The 17530-nt window shown below is 42.6% G+C and carries 15 protein-coding genes; 12 read left to right on the top strand and 3 right to left on the bottom strand.

What is annotated here, in order from left to right; genetic code table 11:
• The 9 genes from pyrE to lpxC all read left to right on the top strand — a co-directional run.
• Positions 1–651: orotate phosphoribosyltransferase (gene pyrE / locus B2863_RS01565; protein WP_296207060.1), on the top strand; the 651-nt coding region annotated here is incomplete at its 5' end.
• Between the two features lie 52 nt (positions 652–703).
• Entirely contained in the window at positions 704–1675 is a 972-nt protein-coding gene (gshB, locus tag B2863_RS01570) for a glutathione synthase (protein WP_201568751.1), read from the top strand.
• A gap of 296 nt (positions 1676–1971) precedes the next feature.
• On the top strand, positions 1972–3057 hold the full coding sequence (murG, locus tag B2863_RS01575; RefSeq protein WP_296207064.1) for an undecaprenyldiphospho-muramoylpentapeptide beta-N-acetylglucosaminyltransferase: 1086 nt from the start codon (positions 1972–1974) through the stop codon (positions 3055–3057).
• 66 nt (positions 3058–3123) lie between these two features.
• On the top strand, positions 3124–4563 hold the full coding sequence (gene murC, locus B2863_RS01580; protein ID WP_101205772.1) for a UDP-N-acetylmuramate--L-alanine ligase: 1440 nt from the start codon (positions 3124–3126) through the stop codon (positions 4561–4563).
• Positions 4564–4586: 23 nt separating this feature from the next.
• On the top strand, positions 4587–5579 hold the full coding sequence (locus B2863_RS01585) for a D-alanine--D-alanine ligase (protein WP_296207065.1): 993 nt from the start codon (positions 4587–4589) through the stop codon (positions 5577–5579).
• 377 nt (positions 5580–5956) lie between these two features.
• Positions 5957–6745, top strand: coding sequence for a cell division protein FtsQ/DivIB (locus tag B2863_RS01590; RefSeq protein WP_296207066.1), 789 nt, complete (start codon positions 5957–5959; stop codon positions 6743–6745).
• Between the two features lie 164 nt (positions 6746–6909).
• Entirely contained in the window at positions 6910–8202 is a 1293-nt protein-coding gene (gene ftsA / locus B2863_RS01595) for a cell division protein FtsA (protein WP_296207068.1), read from the top strand.
• A 265-nt stretch (positions 8203–8467) separates the two neighbouring features.
• A complete protein-coding gene (gene ftsZ, locus B2863_RS01600) occupies positions 8468–9673 on the top strand; it encodes a cell division protein FtsZ (protein ID WP_057761433.1) in 1206 nt (401 codons plus the stop codon).
• Positions 9674–9997: 324 nt separating this feature from the next.
• Entirely contained in the window at positions 9998–10915 is a 918-nt protein-coding gene (gene lpxC / locus B2863_RS01605) for a UDP-3-O-acyl-N-acetylglucosamine deacetylase (RefSeq protein WP_290178785.1), read from the top strand.
• Between the two features lie 298 nt (positions 10916–11213).
• Here lpxC and B2863_RS01610 read toward each other — a convergent pair whose 3' ends face one another.
• Positions 11214–11729: a hypothetical protein gene (locus tag B2863_RS01610; RefSeq protein WP_296207073.1), complete on the bottom strand. Its 516-nt coding sequence runs from the start codon at positions 11727–11729 to the stop codon at positions 11214–11216.
• 249 nt (positions 11730–11978) lie between these two features.
• Between B2863_RS01610 and B2863_RS01615 the strand changes: the two genes are divergently transcribed.
• Positions 11979–12707: a CHAP domain-containing protein gene (locus tag B2863_RS01615; RefSeq protein ID WP_160022325.1), complete on the top strand. Its 729-nt coding sequence runs from the start codon at positions 11979–11981 to the stop codon at positions 12705–12707.
• 139 nt (positions 12708–12846) lie between these two features.
• On the opposite strand, the gene B2863_RS01620 is transcribed toward B2863_RS01615, so the two are convergent.
• The gene (locus tag B2863_RS01620) at positions 12847–13620 is read right to left on the bottom strand and encodes a hypothetical protein (RefSeq protein ID WP_296207078.1); all 774 of its coding nucleotides are present in this window, start codon (positions 13618–13620) and stop codon (positions 12847–12849) included.
• Between the two features lie 219 nt (positions 13621–13839).
• A complete protein-coding gene (locus B2863_RS01625; protein WP_057761426.1) occupies positions 13840–14151 on the bottom strand; it encodes a YhbY family RNA-binding protein in 312 nt (103 codons plus the stop codon).
• Positions 14152–14485: 334 nt separating this feature from the next.
• On the opposite strand from B2863_RS01625, the gene B2863_RS01630 reads away from it, so the two are divergent.
• Together B2863_RS01630 and ftsH are read left to right on the top strand one after the other, a co-directional pair.
• Complete coding sequence (locus tag B2863_RS01630) at positions 14486–15118, top strand: RlmE family RNA methyltransferase (protein WP_057761424.1); 633 nt, start codon at positions 14486–14488, stop codon at positions 15116–15118.
• A 401-nt stretch (positions 15119–15519) separates the two neighbouring features.
• Positions 15520–17415, top strand: a complete 1896-nt coding sequence (gene ftsH / locus B2863_RS01635) for an ATP-dependent zinc metalloprotease FtsH (protein WP_057761422.1) — start codon at positions 15520–15522, stop codon at positions 17413–17415.
• Positions 17416–17530 lie beyond the last annotated feature (115 nt).

The following is a 17530-nucleotide window of genomic DNA, read 5'->3' on the forward strand; positions in this document are numbered from 1 at the left end:
CTAGACAACCAAGTGCTCAAGTTCGGTGAGTTTGTCCTAAAGTCTGGTCGTATCAGTCCGTACTTTTTTAATGCAGGCTTGCTTGCGACTGGTGAGATGTTGTCGTTACTAGCACGTGGTTATGCAGATGCCTTAGCTGAACAAATGGGTGCAAATAATGGCGATAATGAGCAAGAGCTAGTCATCTTTGGTGCGGCTTATAAAGGTATTCCTTTTGTCGCAGCGACAGCGCAAGCGTTATGGTTACACTATGGCATCAATGCTAAATGGGGCTACAACCGTAAAGAAGCCAAAACTCACGGCGAAGGCGGTAATTTGGTAGGTGCTGACGTAACTGGCAAGGCCGTTTGGGTACTTGACGACGTCATCACAGCGGGTACAGCCATGCGCGAAGTGGTCGAGATTTTAGAGCAAGCAGGCGCAAGCGTTGCTGGTATTATCGTTGCACTCGATCGTAAAGAAAAAGGTCAAGCCGAGCATTCTGCTATCCAAGAGCTTGCCGCGACACTAGAAGTGCCTGTGCGTGCATTGGTCGATATCGATGATTTGATCAGCTATCTGGCCGATGACCATGGTGCACAAAACAGCCAGCATAAAGACGCGACCCAGTTAGCCAAAATGCAACACTACCGTGAGCAGTACGGCGTATAGTTGGGCACTGAGTTCGTTTCATATCAACAATATAACGTAAGTGAGTCTTATTATGAGCCAACAAAAACAAGAAAAATCGCTAAAAATACTCGTTATTATGGATCCTATCGAGCGTGTCAATTATAAAAAAGACACCAGTCTCGCTATGATGTGGGCCGCTCAAGACCGTGGCCATCAGCTTGGTTATTGTCAGATTCATGACTTGTGGTTGGACCGTGGTCAGTTGATGGTCGATACGCAGCCACTGACAGTAAAGCGTGATCCTGCAGATTTCTATACATTGGGTGATAAAAGCACAGGGCCAGTCGGCGACTATGACGTGATTTTGATGCGCAAAGATCCACCGTTTGATATGCGCTTTATCTATGCCACTTATATGCTTGACCATGCCAAAGCAGCAGGCGTGCTCGTAGTCAATGACCCACAGGCGATTCGCGACTGCAATGAAAAGTTATTTGCGACGTGGTTTAGCGATTATATGAGCCCAACGATTGTGACTAGCAAACAAGCACACATTCGTAAATTCATCGCTGAACAGCAGGACGTCATCGTCAAGCCACTAGATGGTATGGGCGGCACTGGTATCTTCCGTTTGACTGCTGATAGCCCAAACATTGGAGTGACGTTAGAGATACTGACTGAGCTTGAGACTTTGCCCATTATGGCGCAGCGTTATTTGCCAGAAATCAAAGAGGGCGATAAACGCGTATTGATCGTCGATGGAGTCGTGGTAGATTATAGTTTGGCTCGTATTCCAACCAAAGGCGAGACCCGTGGTAATCTAGCAGCTGGTGGTAGCGGTGTTGCCATGCCATTGACTGATATTGAACGTCAAGTAGCAGAAGTTGTGGCACCAATCGTCAAAGAAAAAGGCCTAATGTTCGTTGGTCTAGACTTGATCGGTGGGCGTATCACTGAGATTAACGTCACTAGCCCAACATGCGTACGTGAGATTGATGACCAGTGCGGTACAGATATCGCAACCGACTTTATTATGGCGATTGAGAACAAATTTACGGCGTAGCTTTCGCTATGTCCAGGAATGCTTTGAGTTCAGGAATATTTTGACTACGTAGAACCCGTATTTTGAAGTATTGTTAGTCATTGATTTTCCTTACCGTTTATTAGCATTACACGACGCCAAGCCGTGACCGATCATGGCTTGGATTTTTGTTATTTTTGCTGCATAAAGTACTGTATATAAGACAATGATTTCCTCTATACTATGCGGGCTTTGGCTAGGTCATTATTTTTCATAATTACCACCGCCGCAGTGAGATAAACCCTTCATATAAATAAAGTAAAGATAGGCAGGCGTTCATGAAAACACCGCATATATTGATGATGGCAGCTGGTACGGGCGGGCATGTTTTTCCAGCGCTTGCAGTGAGCGACGAGCTGACCCAGCGCGGTGCGGTGATTCATTGGTTGGGAACGCCAAATGGTATGGAAAACGGTTTGGTTGAGCCAACAGGTTATCCCTTTCATGCTATTAATATGCAAGGGCTTCGTGGCAAAGGCGTTGGTCGATTATTGAAGCTACCAATGACTCTGTTGTCCGCGACGATGGCAGCTGTAAAAGTGATTCGCAGTAATCAGATTGACGTGGTTGTTGGGTTCGGTGGTTATGTCACTGCACCTGGCGGTATCGCTGCGCGTATGACTAATACGCCTTTGATTATCCATGAGCAAAATGCCATCGCTGGCATGAGCAACCGCTACTTATCTAAGCTGTCGACCAAGACATTACAAGCGTTCGAGAATACCTTTGCTAATAGTCAGCAAGATGCCAAGCTTGAGACAGTGGGCAATCCTGTGCGTAATGCTATCACTGGTGTCGCAGAGCCAACGGTACGCTACGATGTAAATGACAGTTCACCGCTTAAACTGTTGGTAGTAGGCGGTTCACTTGGCGCTCAGGTATTAAATGATACAGTACCAAAAGCATTAGCATTACTAGATCAGCCGTTTGAAGTCTTACACCAGTGCGGACGCAACAATGAAGCAGCCACGCAAGCGGCTTATAGCGCACAAGACCTAAACAACCATCAGTTTACTGTACAGCCCTTTATCAATGACATGGCTGCATCTTACAACTGGGCAGATATCATCGTTTGCCGCGCAGGTGCATTGACCGTGACGGAAATTCAAAACGTCGGCATCGCCGCTATTTTTGTACCGCTACCGCATGCAGTGGATGACCATCAGACGGCTAATGCACGCACGTTGACCTCGCATGATGCGGCAATTCTATTACCGCAGTCAGAGCTAACTGCCAAGAGTCTAAGTGACGAGCTTGGCGTACTCAATCGAGAGAAGTGCTTAGCGATGGCAAAAAAAGGCCACGCATTGGCCAACCGTAGTGCGAGCAAGCAAGTTGCTGACATCATTTGGCAAGCACTATAGTCTGTCATCTATCCCCCTTATTTGAATTTACCAAGTTTTATTGACCTTTAATAAAGAGAGATCCTTATGCCTACCTCTGCGAAAGCTCTACCTAAGCGTTTGATTGAAATACCAGAAATGCGCCGCATTCAGCATTTGCATTTTATCGGTATTGGTGGCTCAGGCATGTGTGGTATCGCTGAGGTAATGAACAATCAAGGCTATCAGGTCAGTGGTTCTGACATCGCAGAAAGCTTGGTGACTAAACGATTACAGCAGATTGGTATTGAGATATCGATTGGCCATGACTCCAAAAATATTGCCAATGCCGATGTTATTGTTGTTTCATCAGCGATTGATCGTAGCAACCCTGAAGTAAAAGCAGCGCTTGAAGCTCGTCTACCGGTGGTACGCCGCGCCGATATGCTTGGTGAACTAATGCGCTATCGTCATGGTATCGCAGTTGCTGGCGCACATGGTAAAACGACGACAACCAGTTTGCTAACCACGATGATGGCAGAAGGACAGCTAGATCCTACTTATGTTATCGGCGGTAAGTTAAATGCGTCAGGCAAAAATGCAGCATTGGGTAGCAGCCGTTTCTTGGTAGCAGAGGCTGATGAGTCTGATGCATCGTTCTTGTCATTGCATCCGATGGCCGCGATTGTGACCAACATCGACCAAGACCATATGGAAACCTACGAAAACAGCTTTGATAAATTAAAAGCCGCTTATATCCAGTTTCTACAAAACATGCCGTTTTACGGTCTGGCAGTGGTTTGCGGTGATGACCCTGAACTGTATGCAATGATCGATGATATCGGTCGTCCAGTATTGACCTTTGGTCTTGAGCCGTTCAATGACGTGCAGGCTGTAGACTTGGTGACAGAAGGAACCAAAACTCACTTTACCGTACTGCGCCGTGACCGTGAGCCATTACGTCTAACGTTGAACATTCCTGGTACACATAACGTTTATAACGCGCTTGCTGCCATCACGATGGCGACCGATGAAGGCGTTGATGATGCAGCGATTGAGCGCGCCCTGCAAAAATTTGAAGGCGTGGGCCGTCGTTTTGAGCAGCATGCTTCTGTCGATATCGATGATGGTAATGTCTTATTGATTGATGATTATGGTCATCATCCAAAAGAAGTCGATGCGACCATCAAAGCCGCTCGTCAAAGCTTCCCTGATCGTCGTTTGGTGATGCTATTCCAGCCACATCGTTACAGCCGTACCCGTGATTGCTACGATGATTTTGTAGAAGTGCTATCGAGCGTTGATGAGCTATTATTATTAGATGTTTATTCAGCAGGTGAGAGTCCGATTACCGGCGCTGATACCAAGTCACTAGCGCGCAGTATCCGTTTGCGCGGTGAAGTTGAACCGACTATTATTGATAAAGACAATCTAGCTCCTGTTATGCAGCGTTTGTTAAAAGCCAACGATATGCTGATTACCCAAGGCGCTGGCAATGTCGGGCAAATTGCTATCGATTTGGCTGCCAATAACCTTTATATTAAGTAAGCTAAAATTTAGGGACGATCCTCATGACAACTGATAATAAAGACAATAATAGCACTCAAAGTGCAGCTACCAATGATACATCTGTAGACACGACGACTCATACAAAAGATGCCAGTCAGTTTGGCAAAGTAGCCGTTATTTATGGTGGCAGTAGCAATGAGCGTAGCGTGTCTTTGGACAGTGGTGCGGCAGTATTGCAAGCGCTGCAAAACCAAGGCGTTGATGCCACTCACTTTGATCCAAAGCACCAAGACATCACTGAGCTACGCAAATATGACCGCGTATTTAATGTGTTACATGGTCGTGGCGGCGAAGATGGTTTGCTGCAAGGCGTATTACAGTGGTTTGATATACCGCAAACTGGTTCAGGAATTCTAGCTTCTGCACTAGGCATGGACAAAGTACGTACCAAGCAATTGTGGCAAGGCTGCGGTTTATCAACTGCACCATTTTCATTATTGACGGCTGATACGGACTGGCAGCAAGTGGTTAACATGCTAGGTCTTCCACTTATCATTAAACCAGTTCATGAAGGTTCGAGCATTGGCATGACAAAGGTCAATCATCTTGATGAATTGCCTGCCGCTTATGCAACTGCAGTGGAATGTGGTGATGCGGTGATGGCTGAGCGCTGGATTACAGGTCGTGAATTTACGATTGTGATTATCGATGATGAAGCCTATCCAGTCATTCGTCTCGAACCAGCTGATATCACTAATTTCTATGATTTTGAAGCCAAGTACAATCGCAACGATACCAGTTACTACATCCCCTGTGGATTGAGCGCTGCTGATGAAAAGCACTTGCAAGATTTAAGCCTTGCAGCATTTCGTGCAGTAGATGCAAAAGGCTGGGGACGTATCGATGCCATGCAAGATGAAGCAGGCAACTTTTGGTTGCTTGAAATCAATACCGTACCAGGTATGACCAGTCACAGTTTGGTGCCAATGGCGGCTAAAGCGCGCGGACTAGATTTTGATGCGCTATGCTGGCATATTTTGACGCAAACACTATAATTGTCAAATCAATCAAATTGAGCAGATAGTGATGACTCTTTGTGTCACTAGAGCTGCTATACCACAGCTTCGTGTAAACTTGTGTAAATTCGCTGCTGCTAGTTGGTGTTTGGCTATTGTTTAACCACAAAATACGTTAATATTGTAAGAATAGGTCTATTTCGGTGATATTTATGTTCTTTTGTGAATACAACTGATAACTTATTCATAATTTAAGAAAAATGTTACGTTTAAATCAACGTAATCGCTGTATATAAGCTATATTTTTAATAAAATTTGATAACATATCGATTTAATAAGCTTCTGCCAAAAATACGCAGATTTATATCAATAAATAGCATGATCAGTTTTATGCAAATATAGGGACAAAGGTCGTTATGGCTCAAACTGTCAACGAGGTAACTGACTTGATGAGTGATAAAGCCGGTCGCCCAAAATCTAAGATCCAAATACCGGCAACGGTAAAGTATCTATTTATGGTACTGGTCTTAGGTTTGCTAGTGCTAATATTAATGATGGGCGGCAAAGCGTTACGTGATGCACCGCCAGCAAATATTTATGTCAGTAATCAAGGTTTGTCTGCTGCTCAATATCGCTCATTACAGACAGTGATGGAACAACAACAAGTAAGTAGCTTTTTTACTTCTGATTTGCAAGCATTGCGAGATATTACGATGGGCTTAGCTTGGGTAGACCAAGTAAGTATCTCTCGGGATTGGCAACGTGGTATTGTCGTCAACGCATTACCCAAGCAAGCAGTTGCCAATTTTGGCACGGAACGTTTGGTCGATGCAAAAGGGGCTGTGTTTGTTCCTGCTGATAGTAGAGATTTAACACAAGAACGTTTTGCGACCCTACAGGGCGAGATGTCTCAAGCACCAGTTATTATGCAACAAATGCAGCAGGTCAATGATTGGTATGCACCGCTTGGTATGCAGGTCGAAGACATCATTCTGTCACCGAGAATGACTTGGCTAATCCGCTTTGACAATGGGCTACGTGTGATTGTAGACAATGAGAATACGGCGCAAAAACTACTGAATTTAAGCCAGCTGCTTGGCAATCAGCTAAGTACGCGTCGAGATGACATGCAGTCTGTAGATTTACGGTATAAAAATGGCTTTACCATCGCTTGGAACGTAACACAGACTGCTGAATCAGAATAGCCTAAGTAAGCAATACATCTATGCATAATCGATGTGAGCTAATACGGTTTATTTAGTTTGAAGAAAATATGTACAACATCATAGCGTATTAGTAACGCTTTTTTTAATGATTTAATAGAAGAGCATCACTTGCTCTTCTATTTAGCGATAATTTGTCTGGTACCATGAAAAATAATGAAAATCTGGTTGTTGTCCATCTAAGTGCCACGGCAGTATATGTCGTCATAGGCAATGTTGTCTCTGCAAAAGACATTCGTATTTTGGGCGTAGGACAAGTTAAAAACAGCGATTTTTATCAAGGTCAAATAAAGCATCGTGAACGTCTGCAAGGTGCTATCAAGCAAGCCATTCAAGAAGCAGAAGACACCGCTAATTGCCGTGTGCATAGTGTTTGGTTAACGCTTGCGACACCTGAGCTATCTAGTAAAAACAGTGCTGGAGAGGTCAAAGTAGAGGATGAAGTTGTACGTGCCAAAGATATGGTACAAGCATTGGCCAATGCAAAATCGCGTGATTTATCATCTGACTATTATTTGATGCATTGCTGTCAGCAAGGTATCTATGTTGATGAGCAAGACTTTATGGTGGATGATGTCATCGAGATGATGGCACACAATATCACCGTGATGTACCACATGATGATGATGCCTGTTGCCAGCCGTCAGAATATCCAAAAGCTATTACAAAGTTGTGACGTCGGCATTGATCATATTGTTTTCGATGCAGTGACCAGTGCTGAGTATAGTTTGATGACTGAGGAACGCCAGCAAGGGGTTTGTTTAGTAGATATCGGTGCTAGTACGACCAGCATTTGTGTATATAAAGAGAATAAGCTGATTTTTACCCATTGTATAGCAACGGGCAGTCATGAAGTGACAATGGATATTTCAGCTGATTTTGGTATTTCCATGATTGAAGCTGAAAAGCTGAAGAAGTCTCATGGTACAGCTGATGTTAATAGTGTCGATCCAAGCGCATTCTTTTTGTTCAAGCCTCAAGGCTCGGGCGACGAAATCAATATTGGCATCTATAACCTAGCACGCATCATTGAGGCTCGTTACGTTCAGATATTCACTGAAGTAGCGCGTCAATTACACGAAGCAGGTTTGATAGGCTATATCGATAAAGGGATTGTGTTGACTGGCGGCGGTAGTACGATTAAAGGTATGATACCCTTTGCCAAAAAGCTACTAAAAATGCCTGTCGTACTGACCAATACCCATCCTGCTATCAGCGCTTATAATCATTTTGATAATGATGAGTCGTTTAAGCTACTAAATAGTCAAGTGAATGACCGTGCTTATCAGACGGCTTTTGGCACATTGTTATATAGTCAAAGTGAGCAATTCCGCCGTAGCGAAAAAAGCGAACCTGAAGCGATTCAAAACAATCGAGTATCAAGCGTATTTCGGAGTGCGGGTCAACGGTTTGCAAATGTTTTAAAGAAAATATTATAGATCTGTTTAACCTCATATCTAGAGCATCCATATATTATGGAATGTCTCTAAACTAGTTAAGCAAAAAATAAAGTAACATTGCGAATAAATTAGTTTTAAAAATAAAGTATTAAGTAATAATGACATATTATTGTCTATACTGATCGATTTTAGCCATACCCTGTTTTATTTAAATACATTTATATATAGTATGTCGATAGCGCGCCACATGAGTGCGTTACTATGTATCGACTTACACGCTATCTGCAACTGGAGAATCTTTTTTATGTCAAAATACACCATGCCAGATGATAATCAGCTTCAAAACAATGGCCAAGCAAGCTTCACTGTATTCGGTGTTGGTGGCGGCGGCGGTAATGCAGTTGAACATATGGTACAGCAAGGCATCAGAGGTGTAACGTTCGTTTGTGCCAATACAGATAAACAAGCGCTAGATCGTCTTACTGCACCGCACAAACTGCAATTAGGTGCAAAAACGAACCGTGGTCTAGGGGCAGGCGCAAATCCAGAAGTGGGTCGTGAAGCAGCAGAGAGCGAAGAAGAAGCGATTCGCGCATTGCTTGAGCACTCGGATATGGTATTTATCACTGCTGGTATGGGTGGCGGTACTGGTACAGGCGCAGCGCCAGTTGTTGCTCGTATTGCTAAAGAAATGGAAGTGCTGACAGTTGCGGTTGTGACCACGCCATTCAAATTCGAAGGTGGTAAGCGTATCAAAGCTGCTAAAGCAGGTATTGAGCAGCTGACTAACTTTGTCGACTCAATTATCACGATTCCAAATGATAAATTAATGAGTGTATACGGCAACATCTCTATGCAAGATGCTTTCAAAAAAGCGGATGATGTATTGCTGCATGCTGTTCAAGGTATTGCGGAAACCATTGCTAGCGAAGGTATGATCAATATTGACTTTAACGATATCCGTACGGCGATGACTGCTAAAGGTCATGCAATGATGGGTATTGGTCGCGCCAGCGGTGATGATCGTGCACGTCAAGCGACTGAAAAAGCCATCAGATCGCCACTACTTGATGATTTGCGTTTAGAAAATGCAAAAGGTCTACTGGTTAACGTTATTTCTTCAGAGTCATTGTCACTAGATGAGATGAGCAAAATCAGTGCAATAGTCGAAGAAATTACTGATATTGATGACGCTCATATTTTCTACGGTTCTGTGATTGATGAAAAAATGGGTGACGACTTACATGTGACCGTTATCGCAACTGGCTTAACGTTAGATGAAAACGCAGGTCAAGAGCCAGAAGTAGTAGAGCAGCCAGTACCTTCTGTTAATAGCACGCAACCTGTTGATCCTAACGTGCATACCAGCGCTTTAAATAGTCAGAAGCAGTCACAAGCTCAGCAGTATCAAGATAGCGTTGCACGCCCTAGCGCAAGTGCACCTCAAGAGCAGCCTAAGACTAAAACAAACAGTATTCAAGACTATTTAAAACGTCAACAGAATAAATAGTACTTCTAATTTACTGTGAGTAAGAAAAAGCCAGCGTTTTAACGCTGGTTTTTTTGTGGTTAAGGAAAAATGAAACGTCTTCTATAAGAAAAATTATGACAATTTTCTATGTAATCTATATGTATATGATTGTCGAAACGTATATGAGCCTCGTTGTTTTATAGCATTAGGTAGGCCATATAAAGTAAAAATCAGCAATAGGATATTGACGATAAGTGTTATCAATCAAGGAGATAAGAAAATTAGCGCTTTTTATATATAGCGAATAAGGGGTCGGTAATGGTACACTATGTCAATTGTAACAAAATATGTGAGAAGACAACCATGAACCAAAGAACCATAAAAACAGCAATAGCCGTTACGGGTACTGGTCTACATAGTGGTCAGCCTGTTGACTTGGAGTTTCATCCACAGCCGATTGACACTGGTATTGTTTTCGAGCGCTCTGATATAGAAGGTAGTCAACCAATTCCAGCGAGTGCGTTTTTAGTACAAGACACGATGATGTCATCGAACTTAGTGTTTGGTGGTACGCGAGTGGGCACGGTTGAGCATCTGCTTAGTGCCATCGCTGGTCTAGGAGTAGACAATCTGTTAGTTCGGGTCTCTGCTTCAGAGATACCAATTATGGATGGTAGCGCTGCGCCTTTCGTTGCGCTCTTACTAGATGCAGGATTTTGTGAGCAAGAAGCGGCCAAAAAGTTTATTAAAATTATACGTCCAGTACGAGTAAAGCTAGAAGATAAGTGGGCAGAGCTACGTCCTTATGAAGGGTATGAATTAAATTTCGAAATTGATTTTGATCATCCTGCGTTTGATAAGAACTTTCAGCATGCACAGTTGCAGTTCTCTACACAGAACTTTATCGAACAATTAAGCACTGCGCGTACTTTTGGATTTTTACGTGATATAGAAGCGCTACGTCAAAATAACCTAGCATTAGGTGGCAGTATGGAAAACGCCATCGTTATCGATGATGCCAATATACTTAATGCAGAAGGCTTACGTTTTAACGATGAGTTTGTCCGTCATAAAATTTTAGATGCTTTGGGAGATTTGCATCTGATTGGCTACCCAATTTTAGGTCGTTTTAACGCCTATAAGTCTGGTCATGCTCTAAATAATTTATTAGTACGTGAAATACTATCTGACGAAGATAATTTTGAAATTGTAACTTTTGATGACAATGTAACCTGTCCTATCGAGTATTTACCGCTCAATGATTTGGTTATTGAAGGATAAATACAGGAATATACAGGAAGTATCGAAACATTTACGCAATATTACATAGGAAGCCCATAATTACATTTATATAATATGCTATACTTTGAATATATTATCTATATGATTATATGAATTTTCTGTTAAGGCATATAATACAAAAGCTGTAGATGGTTTTTAAATCCTTCGTTAGCTATATCCATAATCTGGATGTAACTAACGAAGGATTTTTTTTATCTGATACATTACAAAAATCCATCTTTACCAATGCCATCACCTGCTCTTATTTACATAACTTTACATTTAATGGTCAGTATTTTTAATGATTAATCAAACGCAAAAGAGCTTTTTTGAGATTTTCATCAGTGGTGACATGCTCTGCGGCCTGTGATATAGTCCGTTTTGTGTTCTGGCTAAGCGCCTGATTTTCATTGGCTTTACGAGAATTTGGCAAGTGCAGTGATGATGTTGATGATTGTTTAGATGAATAATTATCAGTAGAGTGTTTAGCCACAACGACGCGAATTTGCTTGAGTTGTTTAAATGTAATTGACTGCTCTGTTAGTATTTGCAAATACGAGCTATGTAAATAGCGAATATGATTTGCTGCTGTCATTGAGCTAACACTTAATATCAACTGCTCAGGTGATAAGCCTACAACCCAACAGGTATTGAGTATTTCTTCAGGTAGACAGTCTACCAATAGCTCTTTTATCTCGTTGGTTGCTTCTATATATAGTCGCATGTTGTTAGCAAGGGTTTGAGGTAGCGCGCTACCAGCAAATGCTTGATGATCTATAAGCTGGGCAAGCCGATTAGGCTGTTTTTTTGACATCGTAAGTACTCATCTAATAGGTGACAAACTCGATACTCATAACAGACATGCTAAAAGCAATATATAGCAGATGGCTTATAAGATAGTTGACTAGGTGGGAAGTACTACTGGCACTAGTCACTATTTGAAAAGAATGAACCGTTGTAATAGGGATTTTATCACGTCTATTTGATGATTATATCCTCTAAATTAATTGATGCTTCGTTACGGATGACGAGCAGACTTGTATTAACAATAGGTAGTAAATTTATGAAACAAGCTTTATTAATTTTGTCAGTATTGGGAATGGGTATCGCACAGACGAGTGGTGCTGCCGAAACAACCTTTCAACCAAATAATACCTTGAGTCATACCATCACAAATATTTCTACTTCTGCGAACTATGGTTCTAGTCGCAATATCTATAGCACTAACAGTGGTGCACATGTATATAGCAACGATGAGATCAGTCAAGCAATTGACAACCTAAGCGCTCATGCTAAGCAAAAAGAATATCAGCTCGCTTCACTGACCAGTCGTTTGTCTTACGAGCAGCGTCAGCAGCAAGCAAGCCGCGTACCTGACCGCAACTCTGCTCCTGCTATTGCAGCAGCAAATGCCTCTCGCGTCGCTCTATCTAGAAGCTCTGGCTACTGTGCTCGCTATGTACGTAAAGCGTTACAATCTGCAGGTTACGAATTTACGCCTAACCCTTCAGCCTATCAGTACGCTTCTCGTGGCACGCTAGCCCAAGCTGGCTTTACCAAAATCAGTAACGACATGGCACCACAAGTTGGTGATGTCGTTGTCTATAACCGCACGTCAAGCCGTCCACATGGTCATATTCAGATTTTTGATGGCAATGACTGGGTATCTGACTTCCGTCAAAATAGCATTAGCCCTTATAGCGGTACATACAGCTATACGACATGGCGTGATTCGCAGTATGTTGATGATGCATCAGATCGTGGTATCTACCTTGCGATGGCTGACAAATAAACATCGGTTAAATGAAGTAAGTATCAGTTAAATAAGACTAAAGTTTTCTCCAAACTCAGTAATGCTCTTTGTGACATTACTGGGTTTTTTTTGTGCTTTAAACTGGGATGTCTAAGTAAGTACAGCTCATTTAACAAAATCAAAGCTCAAAATTTGGCCAATAGTCGCGATTGTGAAAATCAGGCGGGGAGGCATGGCCCGAGGCAAAGTATAAGTCAGTTTTGCCAAACCATAAGATGACACAAGGATGTATTTGTTCAATCATTATGTTTGCAATAGCGTATTGTTGATTCGGTAGTTGAGTTATAGGCAGGCTAAAGCTACGCCCATAACGGAAAGGTGTCTGCACTACCGTTGGAGTGCTAGATAACGGGTTCTCCCCTGATATATCTGCTAGCTCTTTACAGTTACGCCAATTAATAGATGCGCGCGTGGTTTCATCGGTCTCGTACAACGGTAATGGCGGTAGTGCCGCAGGGTTACGATAGCTCTCAAATTGATAAAGTGCGTAACGACCATCAGGGTTAGCATTAATCTCTATATAAGCGGTTGCTTGCTGAAATGGTATCTTGTAAGGTTCTGTCTGATGGCGTGCTACGATATCTTCATCATCAGTCTTACAGCGCACAATCTTGCTGCCAGCAATAAAACATTCAAGGCAGGTTTCTTCCCATAGGTAATCAGTGAAATTTACTTGAGTTTGTTGCCATGTTGGCCAATTGAATTGATTGGCTAGAATTTGGCTAGGCAGAGTCACTTGATAGGTCAGCACTAGTTGCAAAGCTGGTTGCTGGATGATCTCTGCACTTACTTTGATAGAGATATTCTCAAGCTCTTCTATAGACACGCCTAATTCCTGAGCATCTTTCGCTATCGTCTCGGTGGCTAGACGGAGGTTAAAAGCTTGTTTCATTATAAGTACATCTCGACGGTAATAATAAAGAGGTGATAGTGACAAGAGAAATTATACTGATTCAGGGAACTAATACTATATGTTAAGTATAACCGAGACTATCGGAGAACATAAAAGCCGCGAGCAAGATGCGTCGCGGCCTTTGTATTTCATTATCGTTTGGCTATGATATAAGTGAACATAAAACCCAGTCACTTAATGCCAGTCTATCATGACATATTACTGCGCGTGACGTGCTAGGTTAGACAGTTTTGGGTTGGCATTTGGGTTTTTGCGTAGTAATAATGCCATACGACCAATAGAATGAACCAAAGATGCATTAGCCGCTTTAGCAAGTTCAGCGCCAACGATGTCACGCTCTTCTTTCGTGCCAGCAGGCAATTTCACTTTGATAAGCTCATGATCTGTTAGCGCGCGATCGATTTCTTCAGTGATGGTTGGAGTAATACCCTTGTTGCCGATCATAACGATAGGCTTTAGCTCGTGACCGATGCCTTTTAGACGTTTGATGGTAGCGTTATCGAGTTGCATAGAATTCCTAAGTGTTGGTAAAAATAAAAATGGTACTGTCAAAAACAGTTATTGATCATTATAGATAATCTGTGACCATCTTGCATGAGATCAGCAGGATTTTGCACGATTTTACGTGACGAAAATGTTAAACTGAATGTTTGGTACATTATAAACGCTACTGCCTTATAAAACAGTTATTTAACCAATAGAATTTGGTCAGTTTGCAACCAACCATGAATAAAAAATCTGATTAACACCGTATTTAGAATGATCCGCAACGGATTAATATCAGTTTGTAAGTGATAGAGCAATTAAAGCAGCTAGATTTAGTAAAGCAATAGGAGCAGGTATTTTGGCCACGCGTATCGAAAACAAAAAACTATCAAAGAGCAGCAGTGCTTGGATGAAAGAGCATATTGACGATCATTATGTGCAAAAAGCTCAAAAAGATGGCTACCGTGCCCGTGCCGCTTATAAATTATTAGAGATTAATGAAAAAACCAACCTGATCAAGAAAGGCATGACGGTCGTGGACTTGGGCAGTGCGCCTGGTAGCTGGTCACAAGTCGCTGGTCGATTGGTAGGTGACGATGGTATCTTGATTGCCTCTGATATTTTGGCCATGGATACCTTGCCTGATGTGACCTTTATTCAGGGCGATTTTCGTGAAGCTGAAGTGTTTGATGCCATTATGGCAGAAGTGGGTGATAGACAAGTCGACGTGGTATTGTCTGACATGGCACCCAATACTGCGGGAAATAGCGCTATCGATCAGCCACGTATGATGTACTTATGTGAGCTAGCAGTAGACTTCGCGCTCGCAACCTTACCAGAAGGTGGCGCACTTATTATGAAAGTGTTTCAAGGTGAGGGTACACAAGAATTACGCAAGCAGATGCAGCAGGATTTTAGTAAGATTCGTAGTATAAAGCCAGGTGCGTCACGACCACGCTCAAAAGAGATGTTTTGGATAGCGATTAAATAGTTTTAACATCAATAGGTTGCTGCTCTTGTAAGCGTGAGGGTAAACCACCATAAAGTGTTATTATCGCGATATAAAAGCTGCGTCAATTGTTAAATGAATAATCGTAAAACCTGCTTGAATTATGCGGGTTAGCACCACATATCATGGTATATTACCTTTGTTTTTAGCATACGTTTTAGGCAAAGTCGTCTGATAATAAGCGTTTTACAAGCTCAGTGATCGTATATCTATGTTTATCTCATAATGATTATTTATAAAAACAATTTTTAGGCCACCTATAAATCATATAAGTTTAATTTAGCAGTTTTTTATTATCGGGATATTCGTTAAAAATGAGCAATACGTTTATAGACGTCACGTGTTTAATAAACACACCAATAAGTAAGGGATGGGAATAACTAGTGAGCGACATGGTAAAAAATACCTTATTGTGGCTGGTGGTAATCGGCGTTTTGGTGCTGGTGTTTAGCGGCTTTGATCAATCCTCTGAGCCGGATAACCTTAACTACTCTGAGTTTGTGACCGCAGTGTCAGAAAACCAAGTAGCCAGTGTCGAGATCGACGGCGAACAGATCACCGGCGAAAAGAAAAATGGTTCATCTTTTGAGACCATTAGACCAGCTGTGTCAGATGACCAGCTCATGCCAATGCTACGTGAGAACCAAGTCGAAGTTCAAGGAACTGCACCAAAGCGCCAAAGCGTACTAATGCAACTACTGATAGCCAGCTTCCCAATTCTATTGATTATTGGTCTGTTCTTATTCTTTATGCGTAATATGCAAGGCGGCGCTGGCGGTAAAGGCGGTGGCCCAATGAGCTTTGGTAAATCAAAAGCGAAAATGCTGACCGAAGATCAAATCAACGTTAACTTCGAAGATGTGGCCGGTTGTGAAGAAGCCAAAGAAGAAGTTGTTGAAGTGGTTGAGTTCTTACGTGATCCAGACAAATTTACCAAACTGGGTGCAACGATTCCTCGTGGCATCTTGATGGTAGGTCCTCCAGGTACAGGTAAAACCTTGTTAGCGAGAGCTATTGCTGGTGAAGCTAAAGTGCCTTTCTTCTCAATTTCAGGTTCTGATTTTGTTGAAATGTTCGTCGGTGTTGGTGCATCACGTGTCCGTGATATGTTCGAACAGGCGAAGAAAAGCGCTCCTTGTATCATCTTTATTGATGAGATTGATGCAGTCGGTCGTCATCGTGGTTCCGGTATGGGCGGCGGTAATGATGAGCGTGAGCAGACATTGAACCAACTATTGGTTGAGATGGATGGTTTTGAAGGTAATGAAGGCGTTATTGTTATTGCCGCAACCAACCGTGCTGACGTGCTTGATAAAGCGTTACTGCGTCCAGGTCGTTTTGACCGTCAGGTACAAGTAGGCTTGCCGGATATCAAAGGCCGTGAGCAAATCTTGAAAGTCCATTTGAAGAAACTACCAAACACAATCAGTGTAGATGCAAGTTCTCTTGCTCGTGGTACGCCTGGATTCAGTGGTGCACAGCTTGCCAACCTTGTAAACGAAGCTGCATTGTTTGCCGCGCGTCGCAACAAGACCAGCGTCGATATGAATGACTTCGAAGATGCGAAGGACAAGCTATATATGGGTCCTGAACGCAAATCAATGGTAATCCGTGAAGAAGAGCGCCGTGCAACTGCATATCATGAAGCGGGTCATGCGCTAGTAGCTGAGTTATTGCCAGGTACAGATCCGGTGCATAAGGTCACTATTATGCCGCGTGGCTTTGCCCTTGGTGTCACTTGGCAGTTGCCTGAGCATGATCAGACCAGTATGTACAAGTCGAAAATGCTGAGCGACATTGCTATTTTGTTTGGTGGTCGTATCGCCGAAGAAGTGTTCATCAATCAAATGTCGACGGGTGCTTCGAACGACTTTGAACGTGCTACCAAAATGGCACGTGCTATGGTCACAAAGTACGGTATGTCTGATGCACTCGGTATTATGGTATACGAAGATGACGATAACTCACAAGGGTATTTCGGTGGTGGTGGACGTACTATCTCTGAAGCTACTCAGCAGAAGGTCGATGAAGAAGTGCGTCGTATGCTAGAAGAGCAGTATGATATCGCTCGTGAATTGATTGAAGCCAACCAAGACAAAATGCATGCGATGGTTGATGCGCTTATGAACTGGGAAACTATTGATCGTGACCAACTGCAAGATATTCTAGCAGGTGAAGAACCGCGACCACCAAGAGTTTACCAGCATAACGAAGTAAACTTGTCGAAAAACGATGTCAAAACAACGGGTGCTACACCGCCACCATTACCGGCGATGTAAATGCTAGCGTACTCATGTTTTATAAAAAGCCCTTTATGATAGAGGGCTTTTTTATTGTCATCATTTTATGAAGGATTTAGAACCCCATAAGATTTACTGGTATCATAAGCATAGA

The sequence above is a fragment of the Psychrobacter sp. UBA3480 genome (genome assembly GCF_002377945.1).
Lineage (GTDB): Bacteria > Pseudomonadota > Gammaproteobacteria > Pseudomonadales > Moraxellaceae > Psychrobacter.

Excerpts from the sequence above, each read along its gene's own strand:
- gshB (WP_201568751.1), top strand. The coding sequence starts at position 704 with ATGAGCCAACAAAAACAAGAAAAATCGCTAAAAATACTCGTTATTATG.
- B2863_RS01615 (WP_160022325.1), top strand. The coding sequence starts at position 11,979 with ATGAAACAAGCTTTATTAATTTTGTCAGTATTGGGAATGGGTATCGCA.
- murG (WP_296207064.1), top strand. The coding sequence starts at position 1,972 with ATGAAAACACCGCATATATTGATGATGGCAGCTGGTACGGGCGGGCAT.
- B2863_RS01585 (WP_296207065.1), top strand. The coding sequence starts at position 4,587 with ATGACAACTGATAATAAAGACAATAATAGCACTCAAAGTGCAGCTACC.
- lpxC (WP_290178785.1), top strand. The coding sequence starts at position 9,998 with ATGAACCAAAGAACCATAAAAACAGCAATAGCCGTTACGGGTACTGGT.
- murC (WP_101205772.1), top strand. The coding sequence starts at position 3,124 with ATGCCTACCTCTGCGAAAGCTCTACCTAAGCGTTTGATTGAAATACCA.
- B2863_RS01610 (WP_296207073.1), bottom strand. The coding sequence starts at position 11,729 with ATGTCAAAAAAACAGCCTAATCGGCTTGCCCAGCTTATAGATCATCAA.
- B2863_RS01625 (WP_057761426.1), bottom strand. The coding sequence starts at position 14,151 with ATGCAACTCGATAACGCTACCATCAAACGTCTAAAAGGCATCGGTCAC.
- ftsA (WP_296207068.1), top strand. The coding sequence starts at position 6,910 with ATGAAAAATAATGAAAATCTGGTTGTTGTCCATCTAAGTGCCACGGCA.
- B2863_RS01620 (WP_296207078.1), bottom strand. The coding sequence starts at position 13,620 with ATGAAACAAGCTTTTAACCTCCGTCTAGCCACCGAGACGATAGCGAAA.
- B2863_RS01590 (WP_296207066.1), top strand. The coding sequence starts at position 5,957 with ATGGCTCAAACTGTCAACGAGGTAACTGACTTGATGAGTGATAAAGCC.
- ftsZ (WP_057761433.1), top strand. The coding sequence starts at position 8,468 with ATGTCAAAATACACCATGCCAGATGATAATCAGCTTCAAAACAATGGC.